Origin of the sequence: Isoptericola sp. NPDC057391, from assembly GCF_042668085.1 — a bacterium.
GTDB lineage: Bacteria > Actinomycetota > Actinomycetes > Actinomycetales > Cellulomonadaceae > Isoptericola.
Genome location: NZ_JBHVBO010000074.1, coordinates 1 through 18,150, shown reverse-complemented (window position 1 = coordinate 18,150; position 18,150 = coordinate 1). Strand labels below are relative to the sequence as shown.

Here is an 18,150-nt window from a genome sequence, read left to right as displayed (position 1 = left end):
CCCTCGCGCCATCCGAACCGATGACGCGAGGGATCGCTTGCTGAAAGGCCCTGGGGCGGGGGTCAGGGGCGGGCGGTGCCCTCGGACGACGCCACCGGGGGCGGCGGCACCAGCCGCTCGAGGAGCTCGAGCACGCGCGCGCCGTCCACGGCGTCCGGGTCGAGCAGCCACTGCACCTGGATGCCGTCCGACGCGGCGATCGCCAGGGCGGCGATGTCGCCGGCGTCCACGGCGGGGTCGATGCGGCCTGCCTCCTGGTCGGCGCGGACCTGGTCGGACAGCTCGGCCCGCAGGCGGGCGAAGCGCTCGCGGAAGAACTCCCGCGTCACGGGATGGCCCGCTCCCGCGGCGTCGCCGGCGAGCGTCGTGTAGAGCTGCACCAGTCCCGGGACCTCGCGGTTGAGGACGGCGCTCTTGCGCATCCCGCCGACCGCGGACTCGGGCGGACCGCCCGCCTCGCCGCGCTGGACCTCGTGCGCGCGGTACACGGCGACCAGCAGGTCGTCGCGCGTGGGGAAGTAGTGCCGCAGGGCGGCGTGCGAGATGCCGAGCGCCTCGGCGACGGACCGCAGCGAGGACGCGTCCACCCCCTGCTCCGCGACCATCCGTAGCACCTGGTCCAGGATCTGCGCCCTGCGGGCCGCGCCCTTGGCGTACCCGCGCCGGGGCGCGGCGTCCTGCCCTGCGTCCTCCGGTGCGCTCACGCGGCCAACCTACCGATATTCGGTGGGGCAGGCCGCGGACCCGGTGCTAGGTTCGGCGCCGCCGGCAGGGGCCCCTGCCGGTGCCACCCACCTCGGAGGTACCCGTGCCCTTCGCGTCGAGCGCTCGTCAGGCCGACACCGGCCGGCGCCCCGTCGTGTCCGCGCGGACCCGCCGCGCGGACGAGCTCGGGAACGAGCAGACGCGCCCCGGGGGCGGGGGCACGGCCTGAGCGGCATCTGACTCAGGCCACCCGAGCCGCCCCTGGGACATCGTCCCGAGGGCGGCTCTCGTCGTCCCGACGGCGGGACGCCACGACGGTGCGGTGACGCGCCGACCCGATGAACCACAGCACGCACCCACCTGGAGGGGGTGCTCACCATGACGGAGAACCCGACCGAGACGACGGCGGCGACCACGGCGTCCCACAACTTTCCGGTGCCGCTGAGCGGCGCGCGAGCCGACACGTTGATGTGGGCCCACGAGCACGAGGTCGAGCCTGCCGCGCTCGCCCAGCTCCGCAACATCGCGGCCCTGCCGTGGGTCGAAGGCGTCCGCGTCATGCCCGACGTCCACCTCGGCAAGGGCGCGACGGTCGGGTCCGTCATCGCCATGCGGGACGCCGTCTCGCCGAACGCGGTGGGCGTCGACATCGGGTGCGGGATGATCGGCGTGCGTACCTCGTTGACCGTGGAGGACCTGCCCGACGACCTCGGGCCGATCCGGTCCCGGATCGAGCAGGCGATTCCCGTCGGCTTCCACGCTCACGACGACCCGATCGACCCGCACCGGCTGCGTGCCGTCTCGGGGAGGGGCCCGGCGGAGGTCGCGCGCGGTGCCGACGCGTTCTGGTCGCGGTTCGCCGGGCTGCACGGGCGCGTGTCGGACCTCGAAGGCCGGGCTCGCCGTCAGCTCGGCACGCTAGGCGGCGGCAACCACTTCGTCGAGCTGTGTGCGGACACGTCCGGTGGGATCTGGCTCCAGCTCCACTCCGGGTCGCGCAACATCGGCAAGACGCTGGCCGAGCAGCACGTGGCCGTCGCGAAGCGGCTGGAGCACAACCAGGGCCTCGTGGACCGCGAGCTGGCGGTCTTCCTCGGCGGCTCGCCGGAGATGGACGCCTACCTCGCCGACCTGTGGTGGGCGCAGGAGTACGCGGCGCGGTCGCGCGCGGTGATGATGACCCTCGTGGTCGACGCGGTGCGGGCGTCGTTCCCTGCTCAGGAGATCACGTTCGACGAGGCCGTGAACGTGCACCACAACTACGTCGCGGTCGAGCAGGTGGACGGCCAGGAGCTGGTCGTGACCCGCAAGGGGGCGATCCGGGCCGGCCGAGGCGACCTCGGGCTCATCCCGGGATCGATGGGGACCGGGTCGTACATCGTGCGTGGACTCGGGAACCCGGATTCGTACTGGTCTGCGTCGCACGGCGCGGGGCGGCGCATGTCCCGGACGCGGGCGAAGCGGACCTTCTCCCTCGACGACCTTGCCGCGCAGACGGCGGGGATCGAGTGCCGCAAGGACGCCGGGGTGCTGGACGAGATCCCGGGAGCGTACAAGGACCTCGACGCGGTGATCGCAGCGCAGTCCGACCTCGTGGAGATCGTCGCCCGGCTCCGCACGCTGCTCTGCGTGAAGGGCTGATGGCACCGGGTCGGACGTCTGCGCGCCGGCCGGCGGGAGCCTGCGATCCCGTCGACCGGCGCGTGCGCGCGCCGGTCACACAGCGCGAACTCGGTGACCGTGCCGTCCTTGACGGACGAGCCCGTCGTCAGCGCAGGGCGACCGCCGTGCGGCCCACGGTGTCCTCCACGCCGGAGATGCCCTGCAGGCGGTCGAACCGGGCGGTGCGCATCGCGACGTGGTCGTCGTCGGCGGTGCCGGCGACGCCGTCGGGTCCGACCGCGAACATGTGCAGCAGGTTGCCGGTGTTCATGACGCTCGTGCCCACGTCGTGGTCGTCCGTGTGGAAGTTGCCGACGAAGTGCCCGATCTCGTGGGCCGCGGTGTAGCCGAGCGCCTGCGAGACGGCCTGCACCCGGTCGCTGTCCGTGGTGAGGAACCGGTCCAGCGAGGCGGGGTGGTCGCCGCTCATCAGCTCCGGCATGACGATCGCGGTCTCCTCGCGCGCGAAGTTCCCGGGGTCGACGGACTCGGAGAGCCCGAACGCCGGCAGGATGCCCGCCTCGGCGACGGTGCCCCCGACGATCACGCGGCTCACCCCCGGCTCGCCCCACAGGTCCGGGTCCTCGACGTCGTTCGTCACCCGCACCTGCGACCCGGGGATCTCGTCCTTCAGCACCCGGCGCACCAGCTCGGTCGTGGCGTCCACGACCGCGCGCTCGTCGTCCGCGGTGAGCCCCCAGCGGGGCAGGAAGTCGCGCATCGGGCTGACGTCGCGCACCCCGGGCTCGGTGACCGCGGCGCCGAACACGCGGTTGTCGAACGTCGGTCCGCTGAAGTCCAGCACGACGGTCTGCTCCTGCGCGCCGCGCTCCGACGGCGCGCGATGCGCACCCACGGTGAGCTCGTAGTCGCCGGCGCCGTCGGAGACGGCGACGAGGTAGATCCCCGTGCGGTCGACGACGTGGTTGGCGGTGGCGTTCCCGCCCCGCGGCAGGGGCGAGTCGTCCGGGTAGATCGGCCCCGGGTCGCTCGCCGCGGACTGCACGAGGTCGCCGTCCAGCTCGTGGAGCGCGACCTGGCGGGCGCCGCCCGAGACGGACGCGCCGACGACGTCGCCCTGGCGCAGCGGCACCGCGTACACGTCGGTGTCCGCCGCGCCGCGCGCGTGCAGCGTGACGTCGAGCGAGTACGGGCCCTCGGAGATCGCGCCCGGACCGGAGGACGGATCCGTGGGGTCGCCGGGGAGGTAGGCGCCGACCGCGACGTAGTAGGTGCCGGCCGTCTGCAGGCGCTGCGCGAGGTGCACGGCCCGGTCGCCGGTCATGTCCTGGGCGCCCACCAGCAGCTCGCCGTCGGCGTCGTACAGGAGCGCGTTCGGTGCGAGGTCGCCCTCCGGGGCGAGGTCGACCGTGAGGGTCTCGCCGCGTGCTGCGTCCACGCGGTAGAAGTCGAAGTCGCCGGTCGCGGATCCCGACGACCCGTGCGGCCCGTCCCCGACGACGCCGTGGGTCGTGATCCCGGGCCGCGTGCCGGAGAGGCCGAGGTCGCGCGCCAGGCCGAGGGCGCCGTCGTCCTCCGGGTTCGGTGCGACCTCCTGCGGATCGATCGGCTCGGTGCTCAGTCCGCCGTCGACGCGGACCTCCCAGCCGGCGACCGACCGGGCTTCGTTCGCGGGTGCCACCGGGAGGCGCTGGGCGGACCTGCCGCGGTCGCGGACGGTGTCACCGGCGTCGTCCTCCTGCACGCGGGTCGCGTCGTCGGCCCGAGGGGTGGCAGCCCGGGCGCCGTCCGGCTCCTCGTGCAGGATCCGGTGACGCATGGCGTCGCCGTCGACGCCGCCGGTGGGGTCGGTGTCACCGGCCGCCGTGAGCGCGGCGAGGGTGGGCGGAGCCAGGCCGGAGGACGTGCGGGCCTCCGTCGCGTCCGCCGCCGCGGCGGTCAGGGCGAGGGGCGCGGCCAGAGCCGCGGCGCTCGCGGTGCGGAGCGCCCGGCGGTGCCGGGCGCGCGGGTCTCGTGGTCCGTTGGGGGAAGCAACCATGTGAACGAACGTACAAGCCGTCGCCGTGCGTGCATCTCGGGGCGGGCGTACCACCGGAGCATGCCTTCGACCCAGGGCGGCGCGACGACGCTGCGGACGATCACCACCGACATCCCCGCCCGGCTCGACCGGCTCCCGTGGGCGCGGTGGCACTGGATGATCGTCGTCGGGCTCGGCACGGTGTGGATCCTCGACGGTCTCGAGGTGACGATCGTCGGCAACCTGTCCGACGCCCTCAAGGGGGAGACCGGGCTCGGCCTCACGAGCGCGGACATCGGGCTGGCGGGCGCCGTCTACGTCACGGGCTCGTGCCTCGGGGCCCTGGTGTTCGGCCAGCTCACCGACCGGTTCGGGCGCAAGCGGCTGTTCATCCTCACGCTGCTCGTGTACCTCACGGGGACCGTGCTCACCGCGTTCTCGATGAACCCGCTGTACTACTTCGCGATGCGGTTCGTCACGGGTCTCGGCATCGGCGGCGAGTACGCGGCGGTCAACTCCGCGATCGACGAGCTGATCCCCGCGAGGTACCGCGGCCGGATCGACATCGCCATCAACGGGTCGTACTGGCTCGGCGCCGCGGGCGGCGCGCTGCTGACCATCCCGCTGCTGAACCCCGAGCTGATCCCGGCCTGGCTGGGGTGGAGGCTGTGCTTCGCGCTCGGGGCGGTGCTCGGGCTGTGCGTCCTGTTCGTCCGGCGCCACGTACCGGAGAGCCCGCGGTGGCTGTTCATCCACGGTCGCGAGCACGACAGCGAGCGGATCGTGTCCGGCATCGAGCGGCGGGTGGCCGAGGAGGACGGCGTGGAGCTGCCGGAGCCCGAGGGCTCGCTCACCGTCAAGCAGCGGCACACCGTGAGCCTCGCGCGGGTCGCGCGCACCGTGTTCGCCGAGTACCCGCGGCGCACGGTCCTGTGCCTCGCCCTGTTCGTGGGGCAGGCGTTCCTGTACAACGCGTTCTTCTTCACGTTCGGCGACACCCTGCAGACCTTCCTCGGCGTGGGGCAGACCGGCACCTACGTCGCCCTGTTCGCGGTGAGCAACTTCCTCGGGGCGCTCGTCCTCGGGCCGTTCTTCGACAAGGTGGGGCGGGTGCGGATGATCTCCGGGACGTACATCGTCTCCGGCCTCCTGCTGGCCGTCGCGGGCCTGATGCTCGGCGGCCTCACGGCATGGACGCTGACCTTCTTCGGGATGGCGGTCTTCTTCGTCGCGTCCGCGGGGGCGAGCTCCGCCTACCTCACCGCGAGCGAGGTCTTCCCGATGGAGACCCGGGCGCTGTGCATCGCGTTCTTCTACGCGATCGGCACCGCCGTCGGCGGGATCACCGGGCCGCTGCTGTTCGGCCGCCTGATCGAGTCGGCGAGCCAGGCGCAGGACATCTCCGGGATCGCCGTGGGGTACTACGTCGGCGCCGCGCTGATGGTCGCCGGCGGGGTGGTCGCGATGTTCCTCGGCGTCGGCGCCGAGCGGCGCTCCCTGGAGGACGTGGCGACCCCGTTGTCCGCGCGCGACGCCGAGCGCGACGGGGAGGCCTGAACGTCGGTGCGCGAGCACGCGCGCCGCTGACCAGCGGATTGGGCCGAGTAATACCCCCCAGGGTATTCTCGACCCATGATCGACAGCAGCACCGCACCGGAAGCCGTCGCCTCGCCCGCTCGCCGGCGGATCGTCGTCGTCGGGGGAGTGGCCGGCGGCATGAGCTTCGCCGCCCGCGCCCGGCGCCTGGACGAGACCGCCGAGATCGTCGTGCTCGAGCGCGGCGCGCACGTCTCGTTCGCGAACTGCGGCCTGCCGTACCACGTGGGCGGCGAGATCCCCGACGCGGACCGGCTCCTCGTGCAGACCCCGGAGTCCCTGTGTGCGGCCCTCGCCCTCGACGTCCGCACCGGCCACGACGTGACCGCGCTGGACACCGACCGGCGCGTCGTCACCGCGACCACCGTCGACGGCGCCGTGGAGCTGCCGTACGACGCCCTCGTGCTGGCGCCGGGCGCGCGCGCCGTGCGCCCGCCGATCGACGGGCTGGACTCCGCGAGGGTGCGCACGCTGCGCACCGTGGACGACGCCCGGACGCTGCGGGAGCGCGTGCAGGGCGGGGCGCGCCGCGCCGTCGTGCTCGGCGCCGGGTTCATCGGCGTCGAGGCCGCCGAGGCGCTCGCGGGCGCCGGCCTCGGGGTCACCCTCGTCGAGCTCGGCCCGCACGTGCTGCCGCCGCTGGAGGACGAGGTCGCGCACCCCGTCACCCAGGAGCTGCGCCGCCTCGGCGTGGCCGTGCGGACCGGGGTGGCCGCCGAGGCCGTCGAGGCGGGTCCCGACGAGGACGTCGTCGTGCTGGGCGACGGCACCCGGGTTCCGGCCGACGTCGTGGTGCTGTCCGTCGGCGTCCGGCCGGACACAGAGACGTTCGAGGCCGCCGGGCTCGAGTGCGAGCGCGGCGCGATCGTCGTCGACGACCACGGCCGCACCTCGGCCCCGGGCGTGTGGGCGGTCGGCGACGCGGTCGTGCAGACCGACGCCGTCACGGGCCTCCGGCGCCCGGTGGCCCTGGCCGGCCCCGCCAACCGCGCCGGGCGCCTCGTCGCCGACGACGTCGTCCGGCCGGGCACGGCCCGCCCCCTGCCGGCGCCCCTCGGCACGGCGATCGTGCGGGTCGGCGAGCTGACCGCGGCCACCACGGGGGCGAACCGGGCAGCGCTGACCGCGGCCGGGCACGCTCACCGCACGGTGCACCTGCACCCGAACCAGCACGCCGGGTACTTCCCCGGCGCCAGCCAGGTGCACCTCGTGCTGCACATGCGCCCGGACGACGGGCTGCTCCTCGGCGCCCAGGCCGTAGGGCGCGACGGCGTCGACAAGCGCATCGACGTGCTCGCCACGGCGCTCCGCGCCGGCATGACCGTGGGCGAGCTCGTCGACCTCGACCTCGCGTACGCGCCGCCCTACGGCCAGGCGAAGGACGCCGTGAACCTCGCCGGGATGGTCGGGTCCAACGTGCTCGACGGCACCCTGCGGCTCTGGTACGCGCAGGACGTGGACGCCGTCCTCGCCGAGGCGCTGGTGCTCGACGTCCGCACCCCGCAGGAGGTCGCGACCGGCCACCTGCCAGGCGCCCTGCTCGTGCCGCACACGGAGCTGCGCGGACGCCTCGACGAGGTACGGGCCGCGGCCGCGGGCCGGCCCGTGCGCGTCCTGTGCGCGTCGGGCGTGCGGTCGGCGATCGCCCACCGGGTGCTCGTGCAGGCGGGGCTCGACTCCGCCTCGCTGTCGGGCGGGATGCTCACCCTGCGCGCGGTGCTCGGCGACCGGGCCGACGACCTCCTCGTGGTCCCGGCGCCCGCCCCCGTCTGACCTGCACCGACCACCCTGCACCGACGACCCTGCACCGACGACGCCGACCGCCAGGAGGACCCGATGCTCACCACCGACAGCGACGCCCAGCGCCGCATCGCCAACCGCCTGCGCCGCGCCCGCGGCCAGCTGAACGCCGTCATCGACGCCGTCGAGGAGGGCCGCTCCTGTCGCGACGTCGTCACCCAGCTCGCCGCGGTCTCGGCGGCGCTGGACCGCGCCGGCTTCGCCGTGATCTCGACCGCGATGAAGGAGTGCCTCGCCGACCCGGACGCCGGCACCGGCGAGGACGGCCTCACCACCGAGGAGCTTGAGAAGCTCTTCCTCACGCTGGCCTGAGCCGGCGCCCCCGCCACCGCACCACGCACCACCTCGCCACGCCCCACCCGTCGAAGGAGAACCCACCGTGTGCTATCCCGGGACCTGTCCGACGTGCGGCAGGACGACCTGGCAGGGCTGCGGCCAGCACGTCGACGACGTACGCCGCGCCGTCCCCGCGGGGCAGTGGTGCCCCGGCCACGACGACGAGCAGGCCCCGGGCGACCGTCCCGCGGGCGGCGGCTTCCTGTCGCGTCTCTTCGGCCGCTGACCGGCCGCGCGTCCTCCGTCGGCGTCGGGAGAAATGTCTCGCGAGCCGATGTCGAGAAGCACGCGGCGGCTCCGTCCCAGGGGCGTCGGCGGTGACAGGCACCGCCCGCGACGACAGGATGGGACCATGGCCAAGTACCTGCTGCTCAAGCACTACCGCGGCAACCCCGAGCCGGTGCCCGGCACGGACGTGCCGATGGACCGGTGGACGCCCGACGAGGTCGCCGCGCACATGGCCTTCATGGGCCGGGTCGTCGACGACCTCAAGGAGCGGGGCGAGTTCGTGGACGCGCAGGCGCTGTCCCCGCGGGGCGACTTCGTCCGGTACGACGGCGAGGGGCGGCCGCCCGTGACGGACGGGCCGTTCGCCGAGACCAAGGACCTCATCGCCGGATGGATGGCGATCGACGTGGAGTCCCCGGAACGGGCGTACGAGGCGGCGGCGTTCCTGTCGTCCGCGCCCGGCCCGGGCGGGCGCCCGCTGCACGAGTGGATCGAGGTGCGCCCGTTCCTCACCGACGACGCCGAGGTCACGGGGTGAGCGAGCCCGCACGCCCGGACCGCTCGTGGGACGGCACGCTGAGAGACCTGGGCCCCCAGGTCCTCGGCGTCCTCGTCCGCCGGGGCGCCGACTTCGCGACCGCCGAGGACGCCGTCCAGGAGGCGCTCCTGGAGGCCGTGCGCCGCTGGGACGCCCCGGGCGGCGCGCCGTCGGACCCCAAGGGGTGGCTGGTCACGGTCGCGTGGCGCAAGTTCGTCGACGCGCGCCGGTCGGCGTCCTCCCGCGCGCAGCGCGAGATCCGCGTGACGCTCGAGCCCCCGCCGGGCCCGACGGAGCAGGCCGACGACACCCTGCTGCTGCTCAGCCGCTGCTGCCACCCGGCGCTCACCCCGGCGTCGGCGGTGGCTCTCACGCTGCGCGCGGTCGGCGGGCTGACGACGGCGCAGGTCGCCCGCGCGTTCCTCGTGCCGGAGGCGACCATGGCGCAGCGCATCTCGCGCGCGAAGAAGACGGTGGCGGGGGAGCGGTTCGGCGAGCCCGGGGACGTGCGGGCCGTGCTGCGGGTGCTCTACCTGATCTTCAACGAGGGGTTCACCGGCGGGCCGTCCGGCCGGGCCGACGGCGTCGACCTCGCGGCCGAGGCGATCCGGCTCACGCGGCAGCTCGTCGGCGCCGTCCCCGACGACGCCGAGGCCGCGGGTCTGCTGGCCCTGCTCCTGCTGCACCACGCTCGCCGGGACGCCCGCAGCACCGCCGCGGGCGAGCTGGTGCCGCTCGACCGGCAGGACCGCTCCCGCTGGGACACGGCGGCGATCGCGGAGGGGGTCGCGCTGCTGCAGGGCGCCCTCGCCCGCGACCGGCTCGGGCCGTACCAGGCGCAGGCGGCGATCGCGGCCCTCCACGACGACGCGGCGACGCCGGAGGAGACGGACTGGCCGCAGGTCCTCGAGTGGTACGACGAGCTGGCCCGGCTGGAGCCCCGCAACCCGGTCGTGGCGCTGAACCGCGCCGTCGCCGTCGGGCACGTGGACGGGCCGCTCGCCGGCCTGCGCCTGGTCGAGGCGCTGCCGGCCGACGTCCCGCGGCGCGACGCGGCCGCCGCCTACCTGCACGAGCGCGCGGGCGACCTCGCCGCGGCGGCGCGGCGCTATGCGCTGGCCGCCGACGTGGCCACGAGCACCGCCGAGCGCACGCACCTCACGACGCAGGCCGCGCGCGTGCGGCAGCAGGCGGGTGGTGGAGGTCTCCCCGGCCGACCCGTCCCCGGCTGAGCCCTACGCGCCGGCCTGCAGGCCGAGGCGGTACCAGCGGGGCGCCGTGCGGTTCATCGGGAACCCGAGGCCCGCGGTGTCGGCGTCGCGGACGTCGAGCAGGTCCCAGGTGTCGAAGGCGCCGGTGATCTCCGCCTCGGAGACGCCCTCGACCAGTCGCCGCCATCGGGACGGCCCGAACGCGAGCATGAGCACGGTCGCACCGGGACGCGCCAGGGCCGCCACGCCCCGCGCCTCGGCGGCACGCTGGGCGGGCCCCAGGCCCTGGAAGCAGCCCACGTCGAGGAACAGGTCGAACGTGCCGAGCCCGGCCGACGGCAGGTCGGTGACGTCGCCGACGACGTAGGTGCCGCCCGGGTCACGGCGCCGCGCCTCGGCGATCGCCCGCGGCACGACGTCGACGCCCACGGCCTCCCACCCGCGCCGCGCCAGCTCCGGCGTGTACTGGCCGCGACCGCAGCCGAGGTCGAGCGCCCGGCCCAGCGGGGGAGTGCGCCCCGCCTCCTCCCGGTCCAGCACTGCGGCGACGCTCGGCGCCGCCGCCTCGGCGTACCCCTCCCACGGCGTGATGCCGAGGCGGTACATGCGGGCGTAGTTGGTCATGCGGTCCAGTCCAGCACGGCGGCACCCGGCCGGCGCGTGGAGCTCAGCCGCAGTCGTCGCAGATGCCGGTGGCAGGCAGCGCGGTGAAACAGGTGGGGCAGATCGCGAGCTCGGGCTCCGGGGCGGCGGGCCTGCGGGTCGGCGCGCTCGCGGCCTTGCGGCGCGGGGCGGCCTTGGTGCGGGCCGGGGCCGGCGCGGCCGACGCCGGGGCGGTGGCCACGAAGCCGTGCTTGCGCAGGATGGCGGCGTCGTCGCACTTGGCGTCGACGAGGTCCTCGGCGCGCGCCGGAACGCCGGTGGCGTACTTGTGCGCGACGCCCAGCACGGCCTTGGAGTCGTACGTGCGCTCCTCGTGGACGAAGGTGTGGCCCGGCGTCGGCGTGAACCCGTAGACGCCGACGAAGGCGTCGGGGCCGCGGTCGTCGTGCTCCTCGATCGCCCGGAGGATGTGCTGGCGCGTCACGCTCGAGAAGGTAGCCACGGCATCAGGTTAGTCGCGGCAGGAGCGCCCCCCGACCGTCTGGGCCCGACTGTGGCGAGGACCGCAAGGACGCGTCGTCATGCCCGCCGGTCCGGCTACGATCCCGACGTGATCGCCACCACACCCGCACCGCCCTACACCGCCGTCATCTTCACGTCGCTGCGCACCGAGGGCGACCAGGGGTACGCCCGCATGGCCGCGCGGATGGAGGAGCGCGCCCGTGCCGAGCCGGGCTTCCTCGGCATCGAGTCCGCCCGCGACGGCCTGGGCATCACCGTCTCGTACTGGGTCGACGACGCCGCGGCCGCCGCGTGGAAGCAGGTCTCCGAGCACCTGGTGGCGCAGCAGCGGGGCCGGGACGCCTGGTACTCCGACTATCAGGTGCGCGTGGCCACCGTGTCGCGGTCCTACGGGCCCGACGGGCCTCGCTGAGGACGGGGCCGACCGGTCGGACTAGAATCGATTCGTGCGCCGGAAAGCCCTTGCCAGCACGTCTGACCAACCCCTGCTCGACGGCCAGCGGCCGGTGCGGTCGCTGCTGCGCCTGCTCGGCACCCAGCCGCGTCGCATGGCCGCGGCGATGACCGCGTTCGCGGTCAAGGAGACGCCGCTGTGGTTCCTGCCCGTGATCACCGGCGCCGTGATCGACATCGTGGCCGACGGCGGCCCGGTGACCTCCGTGCTGGTGTGGTTCGCGGTCGCGGTGGTCCTGCTCGCGCAGAACTATCCGAACCACCTCGTGTACACCCGGAACTTCATGACCGTGGTGCGCGGGACCGGCGCCGCGCTGCGCAACGCGCTGGTCGAGCGCCTCCAGGCGCTGTCCATCGGCTACCACACCCGCGCGAGCTCCGCCGTCGTGCAGAGCAAGGTGGTGCGCGACGTCGAGAACGTCGAGCTGATGCTGCAGCAGGTCACGCACCCGCTGCTGTCGGCCACCATGGTGATGCTCGGCGCCGTGACGATGACGGCCCTCAAGGTGCCCGAGTTCCTGCCAGTCTACGCCCTCGCCATCCCGACGGCGCTCCTGATCCGGCGCACGATGTCGCGCCGCTCCCAGGCCCGCAACGAGGAGTTCCGCCGGGAGATCGAGGGGTTCTCGTCGCGGGTCGGGGAGATGGCGTCCCTCATCCCGGTGACGCGCGCCCACGGCCTGGAGCGCACGGCGGTCTCGCGGGTGGCCGACGGCGCGGACGAGGTCCGCCGGGCGGCGCTGCGCCTCGACCTGCTCAACGGGCGCGTCGCGTCCGTCTCGTGGGTCGCGATGCAGCTGCTCGGGGTGTGCTGCCTCGTCCTGGCCGCCGTGGTCTCGCTCACCGGGATCATCGCCGTCACGCCGGGCGAGGTGGTGCTCCTTTCCACGTACTTCGGCCTCCTCACCCAGGGCCTGACCCAGGTGCTCAACCTGGTGCCCGTCACGGCGCGGGGCGTCGAGTCGGTGCGCTCGATCGCGGAGGTGCTCGCCGAACCCGACCTGGAGCGCAACGAGGGGCGCCGCCAGGTCGACGGCGTGCGCGGGCACCTGCGGCTCGAGCACGTCTCGCACCGGTACCCGGACGCCGCCGAGGACGCGCTGCACGACGTCGACCTCGAGGTCCGCGAGGGGGAGACGGTCGCCTTCGTGGGGCCGTCGGGGTCCGGCAAGTCCACGCTCCTCAACCTCGTCCTCGGGTTCGTGCGGCCCACGTCGGGCCGCCTGCTGCTCGACGGCGCGGACATGGCCGCGCTCGACCTGCGCACCGTGCGGCGGTGGGTGTCGGTGGTGCCGCAGGAGTCGGTGCTGTTCGAGGGCACGATCCGCGAGAACGTCGCCTACGGCCTGGACGAGGACGCCGCGACCGACGAGCGCGTCCGCTCCGCGCTGCGCGACGCGAACGCGCTGGAGTTCGTCGACGCCCTCCCGGACGGCTGGGACACCGTCGTCGGGCAGCGGGGCGCGCGCCTGTCGGGCGGGCAGCGGCAGCGGCTCGCCATCGCCCGGGCGCTGGTGCGCGACCCGCGGATCCTGTTCCTCGACGAGGCCACGAGCGCCCTCGACCCCGAGGCGGAGGCCGTCGTCCGTGACGCCCTCGACCGTCTCATGCGCGACCGCACGACCCTCGTCGTCGCCCACCGCCTGTCGACGGTGCGGGCGGCGGACCGCATCGTGGTGCTCGAGCACGGCCGCGTCGTCGAGGTCGGCGGCCACGACGAGCTCCTGCGGCGCGGGGCCCGGTACGCCGCGCTCCATGCCGCGCAGGCGGGGGCGGCGTAGTGCGGGCCGGCCGGGGAGGCGAGACGGGTCCCCACCCGCACGCGGACGGACCACGCCTCGCCGGCGGCCCGGCGGGCCGGGCGGGAGCACGCGGATGGTGACCATCCACGACGTCGCGCGGCACGTCGGCGTGTCCGCGGCGACCGTCTCCAACTACCTCAACCGCCCGGAGAAGGTGGCGCCCGCTACGACGGCGCGCATCCGGGCCGCGGTGGAGCAGCTCGGGTTCGTGCCGAGCCTGTCCGCCCGGCAGCTGCGCTGGCAGCGCTCCGGGATCGTCGGCGTGTCGGTGATCAACGCGTCCAACCCGTTCTTCGCGGACGTCGTGACTGCCGTCGAGCGGGTGGTCGCGGGCGCGGACCTCACCCTCGTCACGGGCAGCACCCACGAGTCGCCCGACCAGCAGGAGCGCCTCGTCGCGCTCTTCGAGCAGCTGCGCTTCGACGGCATGGTGGTGGCCCCCCACGACGCGCAGATGGCCGCCCTCACGGCCCGCAAGGACCGCGGCAGCCCGGTCGTGGTGGTCGACCAGCAGGACCCGGCCGGGCGGTTGTCGACCGTGTCCCTGCGCCACCGGGAGGGCGGGCGCCTCGCCGCGCAGCACCTGGTGGACGGCGGGCGCCGCCGGCTGCTCGCGGCCACCGGCCGGGCCCGGGTGCAGCAGGTCCGCCGACGGCTCGCGGGGATGCAGGAGGTCGTGGACGCCACCCCGGGGGCGACGCTGGAGGTCGTGCACTCGCCCGACCTGGGCATGCCCGAGGGCGCCGAGGTGGGCCGCCGCATCGCCGCCGCGGCCCCCGGGGAACGGCCCGACGCCGTCCTCGCCGGCAACGACATGCACGCCCTCGGCCTCGTGCGCGCCCTGCTCGACGGCGGGGTGCGGGTGCCGGACGACGTCGCGCTCGTCGGCTACGACGACATCCCGTTCGCGACCACCGGCGCCGTCCCGCTGACCACGGTGCGCCAGCCGGCCGAGGCCATCGGGACCACCGCCGCGGAGATCCTGCTGCGGGAGATCGACGACCCGACGTCGGCGCCCGAGGAGGTGCTGCTCGACCCCGAGCTGGTGGTGCGGGCGAGCACCTGACGGCCGGCGCGCCCGCCGCGTCAGCCGACCGTGTCAGCCGACCGCCGGGTCGCCCTCCAGCAGCGTGAGGTACGGGGCGATCGCGGGGAAGACCCACAGGAACAGGGCCGCCACGACGGCGGCGACCAGGACCAGCGACTGCAGCACCCGCCAGAACGTGTTGCCCGGCAGGTGACGGAAGATCCACGCGTACATGTCGTTTCTGTCCTCGTCGAAGTCTCGTCGGTCTCGTCGGTCTCGTCGGGCCTCAGCGGACCTGCTCGGGCGTGCCGTCGGCGCGGTCCATCCAGCCGACGAAGGTCGCGTACGTGATCCAGCGGTGGTCGTTGCCGTACTCGCCCAGGGTGAGCGAGTGACAGGTGGTGAGGGTCAGCAGCCGCTCGGTGGGCTTCTCGTCGGGACGGTGGGGCACCGGCGCCACGACGTCCACCTGGTCGGGCGTGACGATCTCGTGGTCGGTGACCTCGTAGACGTACCAGGTCGTGGCCGTCTCGACGATGATCTGGTCGCCCTTCTCCAGCTTGTCGACGTGCCGGAACGAGTTGCCGTGCGTGCGCCGGTGCCCGGCGAGCGCGAAGTTGCCGACGTCGCCCACCTGCTGCGACGTCTCGTAGTGCCCCGCCATCGCCCGGTCGAGCACGTCCATGCCCGTGCCCTCCGCGATCGGCATCGCGTTGTTCGTCAGGCCGTACCAGGAGGGGACGATGAGCGTGCCGATCGTCTCCCCGTACCCGACCGGCTCGGGTACCGGCGGCGCGTCCGTGCGCAGCTCGGCGGTCGTCGCCGGCGCCGGGTTGGGGGGCGGGAGCGTGGCGCGGAACTCCTGCACCACCTCCTGCGCCTGGGCGTTCGCCTCGACCGACGTCCACCACAGCTGCCACACGACGAACAGCCCGAGCACCACCCCGAGGGTGATGAGGATCTCGCCGACGCCGCCCACGACGGCGCTGCCGACGCCACGGCGTCGGGCGGGTCGGGCGTGGGTAGGACTCGTCACGTGCGCGATGCTACGTGGTCCGCGGCGCTGTCGCGGCGTCCACGGGCGTGGGAGCCTGGGGCCATGACCAGCGACGACGGCGCCGCGCGGCAGGTCCCCGCGGAGAGCGGGAGGGCGGCGCGCCTGCGGCGGCGGTGGGACCGCGAGGCCGAGGGGTACGACCGGGCGTTCACCGCAGCCGAGCGGCGGATGTTCCCCGGCCTGCGGCGCCGGGTGTGCGCGCTGGCCGAGGGGCGCACCCTGGAGGTCGCGGTGGGTACGGGGCTCAACCTCGAGCACTACCCGTCCGCGGTGACGGCCCGCCCCGGCGGCCTCGTGGGCGTCGACCAGAGCACGGGCATGCTGGACGTCGCGCGGCGACGGGCCGCCCGGCTGGGCCTCGGCCTGGATCCCGCGGCCGACCTGCGCCAGGGCGACGCGCAGGCCCTCGACCTGCCGGACGCGTCGTTCGACACGGTCGTGTGCACGTTCTCGCTGTGCGGCATCGGTGACGACCGGGCCGCCCTGGCAGAGATGGTGCGGGTGCTGCGGCCGGGCGGGCTGCTCCTGCTGGCCGACCACGTCGCCTCGAGCGTCTGGCCGCTGCGCGCGCTGCAGGCGCTCGCGGACGTGGTGAGCGTCCCGCTCGCGGGCGAGCACTTCGGGCGCCGGCCGATGCGGTGGGTGCTCGAGCAGGGGCTCACGGTCGAGGAGCACGGGCGCACCCGGGCCGGCGTCGTCGAGCACGTGGCAGCGCGACTCCCGGCGCCGCCGGCCGCCGAGGTCAGCCGCTGACGTCGAAGGAGGAGTCCCCGACCGGGGGCACGTCCTCGACGTCCACGCCGATGACCAGCGCCCCGGGCGGGCCCTCGCGCAGGAACGCGAGCATCGCGTCCACCGCGTCGGGCGGGCCCTCCACCTCCGCCTCGACCGTGCCGTCGGGGAGGTTGCGCACGACGCCGGTCACGCCCGTGCGGCGGGCGGCCTCGCGCGTCGACCAGCGGAACCCGACGCCCTGCACCCGGCCGTGCACCCGCACCCGCCGCCGCACCGTGGTGGCCATCCGCCCTCCCGTGCTCGTCGTGCGTGCCCGTGCCGCCGGTCGAAGGGTGTCAGTCGAAGATGTCGCCGATGTCCCCGATGTCGTCGAGGATGCCGCCCAGCACCATCCCGCCCAGGACGGCGCCGAAGACGTCGGAGCCGCCGCGCCCGCCGGGGCGCCGGCCACCCTGCCAGCCGTACCCGCCGCCATACCCGCCGGGACCACCGTTGTACCCGCCGTCCCAGCGCTGGCCCTGCCCGGACCGCGCGATGTCACGGTGCGCCAGGGTCGCGGCCTCCGCGGCGAGCGCGGCGCCCCGGCGGGCGGCGGCGACCCCGCGCTCCGGGTCGTCTGCGGCGCGCGCCTGCGCCACCTCGCGCTCGGCCTCCGCAAGGCGGGTGCGGGCGTCGGGGCCCACGGGGGCGCGGTAGTCGTCGACGACGGACCGTGCCGCGGCCAGCTGCCGCTCGGCGTCGTCGAGCGCGGGCCCGAGCCGGGACGCCGCCCGCCGCGCGCGTTCGTCGCGCTCGGCCCGCTCGGCCACGGCGTCGTCGAGCGAGGTGTTGGCCTCGCGGACCCGGGTGAGGGAGCCCACCGGGTCGCCCGGCTCGCCCGGGGCGGGCAGCGCGGACAGGGCCTCCTCGAGCGCGGTGACCGCGCCGTCGATCCGTCCGGCCCGCTGGGCCGCCGGCAGGGCACGGGCCTGGGCGAGCTCGGCACGGGACTCCGCCACGATCGCGCCCAGCGCCGCCTCCGCGCGCAGGGCCTCGGCCTCGTAGTCGTCGACGGCGCGCAGCAGCCCCTCGGCACGGCGCACGGCCTCCTCCGCCGCGCGGGCGGCGGCGCCGGCCTCCGCGACCTGCTGCGTCGTGAGGCGCTTGCGGGCCGCCGCGGTGCTGCGGGCCGCGAACTCGAGCAGCCGCTCCGCCTGCTCGGGGTTGTCCGCGACGGGCAGCAGCGCCCGCTCGGCGTACTGCTCCCGCAGCCGCTCGAGGTCGGCGCGTGCCGCGGGCAGCGCGTCGCGTACCCGGGCCAGCTCGGCGTCGACCCGGTCGACGGCGTCCGGCGTCGAGCGGACCGTCTGCCGCAGCGCGGCGAGCCCGCGGTCGAGCTCGTCCAGCGAGCCGTCGGCCGACCGGCACAGGTCGACGACGCGCGCCGACCACTCGCGGCGCTGCTGGTCGGTGTCCGGGACGTGGTCGTGCAGGAGCTGGTTGAGGTGGAACGCCTCGGACAGGCGCTCGCGCGCCCGGCGCAGGGTGGGCGCGAGCTCGCGCGTCTCGCGGTCGCCGAGCTCGGCCTGGGCGAACGCGAGCTCGTCCTCGGCGAGGCGTGCCCGCTCGTCGGCGCGCACCAGGGCCGAGCCCGCCTCCACGCCGAGCCGCTGCAGCTCCGCCTCGAGGTCCTGCGCCCGCCCCCGCGCCGCCTTGCGGCGCCGCGCCGTCCAGAAGGCCACCGCCGTGACCAGCACGACCACCACGACCAGGCCCGTCACGATCCCGACGATCTGCCCCGCATCCATGGTCGGCATCGTAGGCGGCTTCGGGCGGGCGCGGCGACGACCCGGCGACGGCCCGGCGCCGTCAGGACACCTGTCTGGGCAGCAGTCAGGGCCAGGGCGCGGGATACCCC

The 18,150-nt window shown here is 75.2% G+C and carries 18 protein-coding genes; 10 read left to right on the top strand and 8 right to left on the bottom strand.

The window, feature by feature from the left end; all coding sequences use genetic code 11:
• Positions 1-62 precede the first annotated feature (62 nt).
• A complete protein-coding gene (locus tag ACFUVW_RS11250; protein WP_430571412.1) occupies positions 63-704 on the bottom strand; it encodes a TetR/AcrR family transcriptional regulator in 642 nt (213 codons plus the stop codon).
• Positions 705-1,173: 469 nt separating this feature from the next.
• Between ACFUVW_RS11250 and ACFUVW_RS11245 the strand changes: the two genes are divergently transcribed.
• Positions 1,174-2,346, top strand: coding sequence for an RtcB family protein (locus ACFUVW_RS11245; RefSeq protein ID WP_430571413.1), 1,173 nt, complete (start codon positions 1,174-1,176; stop codon positions 2,344-2,346).
• Positions 2,347-2,473: 127 nt separating this feature from the next.
• Here the strand turns inward: ACFUVW_RS11245 and ACFUVW_RS11240 are convergent, their stop codons facing one another.
• Entirely contained in the window at positions 2,474-4,366 is a 1,893-nt protein-coding gene (locus tag ACFUVW_RS11240) for a hypothetical protein (RefSeq protein WP_430571411.1), read from the bottom strand.
• A 60-nt stretch (positions 4,367-4,426) separates the two neighbouring features.
• On the opposite strand from ACFUVW_RS11240, the gene ACFUVW_RS11235 reads away from it, so the two are divergent.
• The 5 genes from ACFUVW_RS11235 (at position 4,427) to ACFUVW_RS11215 (ending at position 10,075) form a co-directional block, all read left to right on the top strand.
• Complete coding sequence (locus tag ACFUVW_RS11235) at positions 4,427-5,902, top strand: MFS transporter (protein WP_430571410.1); 1,476 nt, start codon at positions 4,427-4,429, stop codon at positions 5,900-5,902.
• Between the two features lie 75 nt (positions 5,903-5,977).
• Positions 5,978-7,714: an FAD-dependent oxidoreductase gene (locus tag ACFUVW_RS11230; protein ID WP_430571409.1), complete on the top strand. Its 1,737-nt coding sequence runs from the start codon at positions 5,978-5,980 to the stop codon at positions 7,712-7,714.
• Positions 7,715-7,777: 63 nt separating this feature from the next.
• Complete coding sequence (locus ACFUVW_RS11225; protein WP_430571408.1) at positions 7,778-8,053, top strand: metal-sensitive transcriptional regulator; 276 nt, start codon at positions 7,778-7,780, stop codon at positions 8,051-8,053.
• A 376-nt stretch (positions 8,054-8,429) separates the two neighbouring features.
• Positions 8,430-8,843, top strand: coding sequence for a YciI family protein (locus ACFUVW_RS11220; RefSeq protein WP_430571407.1), 414 nt, complete (start codon positions 8,430-8,432; stop codon positions 8,841-8,843).
• Positions 8,840-10,075 (top strand): RNA polymerase sigma factor, encoded by a 1,236-nt coding sequence (locus ACFUVW_RS11215; protein ID WP_430571406.1) that lies wholly within the window; start codon positions 8,840-8,842, stop codon positions 10,073-10,075. The genes ACFUVW_RS11220 and ACFUVW_RS11215 overlap by 4 nt, the downstream gene beginning before the upstream one ends.
• Positions 10,076-10,078: 3 nt before the next feature.
• Here the strand turns inward: ACFUVW_RS11215 and ACFUVW_RS11210 are convergent, their stop codons facing one another.
• Positions 10,079-10,678 carry a class I SAM-dependent methyltransferase gene (locus tag ACFUVW_RS11210; RefSeq protein ID WP_430571405.1) on the bottom strand — a complete coding sequence of 200 codons (600 nt, stop codon included), beginning with the start codon at positions 10,676-10,678 and terminating at the stop codon, positions 10,079-10,081.
• 43 nt (positions 10,679-10,721) lie between these two features.
• On the bottom strand, positions 10,722-11,159 hold the full coding sequence (locus ACFUVW_RS11205; RefSeq protein WP_430571404.1) for a hypothetical protein: 438 nt from the start codon (positions 11,157-11,159) through the stop codon (positions 10,722-10,724).
• Positions 11,160-11,267: 108 nt separating this feature from the next.
• Here ACFUVW_RS11205 and ACFUVW_RS11200 point away from each other — a divergent pair, with 108 nt between their 5' ends.
• The 3 genes from ACFUVW_RS11200 to ACFUVW_RS11190 all read left to right on the top strand — a co-directional run bounded on the left by ACFUVW_RS11200 (position 11,268) and on the right by ACFUVW_RS11190 (position 14,500).
• The gene (locus ACFUVW_RS11200; protein ID WP_430571403.1) at positions 11,268-11,591 is read left to right on the top strand and encodes an antibiotic biosynthesis monooxygenase family protein; all 324 of its coding nucleotides are present in this window, start codon (positions 11,268-11,270) and stop codon (positions 11,589-11,591) included.
• Positions 11,592-11,625: 34 nt separating this feature from the next.
• Positions 11,626-13,413 carry an ABC transporter ATP-binding protein gene (locus ACFUVW_RS11195; RefSeq protein WP_430571402.1) on the top strand — a complete coding sequence of 596 codons (1,788 nt, stop codon included), beginning with the start codon at positions 11,626-11,628 and terminating at the stop codon, positions 13,411-13,413.
• 94 nt (positions 13,414-13,507) lie between these two features.
• Positions 13,508-14,500, top strand: coding sequence for a LacI family DNA-binding transcriptional regulator (locus tag ACFUVW_RS11190; protein ID WP_430571401.1), 993 nt, complete (start codon positions 13,508-13,510; stop codon positions 14,498-14,500).
• A gap of 33 nt (positions 14,501-14,533) precedes the next feature.
• On the opposite strand, the gene ACFUVW_RS11185 is transcribed toward ACFUVW_RS11190, so the two are convergent.
• Positions 14,534-14,695, bottom strand: a complete 162-nt coding sequence (locus ACFUVW_RS11185) for a hypothetical protein (protein ID WP_430571400.1) — start codon at positions 14,693-14,695, stop codon at positions 14,534-14,536.
• Between the two features lie 52 nt (positions 14,696-14,747).
• Positions 14,748-15,497, bottom strand: coding sequence for a class E sortase (locus tag ACFUVW_RS11180; protein ID WP_430571399.1), 750 nt, complete (start codon positions 15,495-15,497; stop codon positions 14,748-14,750).
• A gap of 63 nt (positions 15,498-15,560) precedes the next feature.
• On the opposite strand from ACFUVW_RS11180, the gene ACFUVW_RS11175 reads away from it, so the two are divergent.
• On the top strand, positions 15,561-16,271 hold the full coding sequence (locus ACFUVW_RS11175; RefSeq protein WP_430571398.1) for a class I SAM-dependent methyltransferase: 711 nt from the start codon (positions 15,561-15,563) through the stop codon (positions 16,269-16,271).
• On the opposite strand, the gene ACFUVW_RS11170 is transcribed toward ACFUVW_RS11175, so the two are convergent.
• Positions 16,261-16,539 carry an acylphosphatase gene (locus ACFUVW_RS11170; RefSeq protein ID WP_430571397.1) on the bottom strand — a complete coding sequence of 93 codons (279 nt, stop codon included), beginning with the start codon at positions 16,537-16,539 and terminating at the stop codon, positions 16,261-16,263. The two genes, ACFUVW_RS11175 and ACFUVW_RS11170, sit on opposite strands and share 11 nt — an antisense overlap.
• A gap of 49 nt (positions 16,540-16,588) precedes the next feature.
• Positions 16,589-18,040: a hypothetical protein gene (locus ACFUVW_RS11165; protein ID WP_430571396.1), complete on the bottom strand. Its 1,452-nt coding sequence runs from the start codon at positions 18,038-18,040 to the stop codon at positions 16,589-16,591.
• Positions 18,041-18,150 lie beyond the last annotated feature (110 nt).

Coding starts and splice junctions, on each gene's coding strand:
- ACFUVW_RS11245 (WP_430571413.1), top strand. CDS start 1,174: ATGTGGGCCCACGAGCACGAGGTCGAGCCTGCCGCGCTCGCCCAGCTC.
- ACFUVW_RS11240 (WP_430571411.1), bottom strand. CDS start 4,366: ATGGTTGCTTCCCCCAACGGACCACGAGACCCGCGCGCCCGGCACCGC.
- ACFUVW_RS11235 (WP_430571410.1), top strand. CDS start 4,427: ATGCCTTCGACCCAGGGCGGCGCGACGACGCTGCGGACGATCACCACC.
- ACFUVW_RS11230 (WP_430571409.1), top strand. CDS start 5,978: ATGATCGACAGCAGCACCGCACCGGAAGCCGTCGCCTCGCCCGCTCGC.
- ACFUVW_RS11225 (WP_430571408.1), top strand. CDS start 7,778: ATGCTCACCACCGACAGCGACGCCCAGCGCCGCATCGCCAACCGCCTG.
- ACFUVW_RS11220 (WP_430571407.1), top strand. CDS start 8,430: ATGGCCAAGTACCTGCTGCTCAAGCACTACCGCGGCAACCCCGAGCCG.
- ACFUVW_RS11210 (WP_430571405.1), bottom strand. CDS start 10,678: ATGACCAACTACGCCCGCATGTACCGCCTCGGCATCACGCCGTGGGAG.
- ACFUVW_RS11190 (WP_430571401.1), top strand. CDS start 13,508: ATGGTGACCATCCACGACGTCGCGCGGCACGTCGGCGTGTCCGCGGCG.
- ACFUVW_RS11185 (WP_430571400.1), bottom strand. CDS start 14,695: ATGTACGCGTGGATCTTCCGTCACCTGCCGGGCAACACGTTCTGGCGG.
- ACFUVW_RS11175 (WP_430571398.1), top strand. CDS start 15,561: ATGACCAGCGACGACGGCGCCGCGCGGCAGGTCCCCGCGGAGAGCGGG.
- ACFUVW_RS11170 (WP_430571397.1), bottom strand. CDS start 16,539: ATGGCCACCACGGTGCGGCGGCGGGTGCGGGTGCACGGCCGGGTGCAG.
- ACFUVW_RS11165 (WP_430571396.1), bottom strand. CDS start 18,040: ATGGATGCGGGGCAGATCGTCGGGATCGTGACGGGCCTGGTCGTGGTG.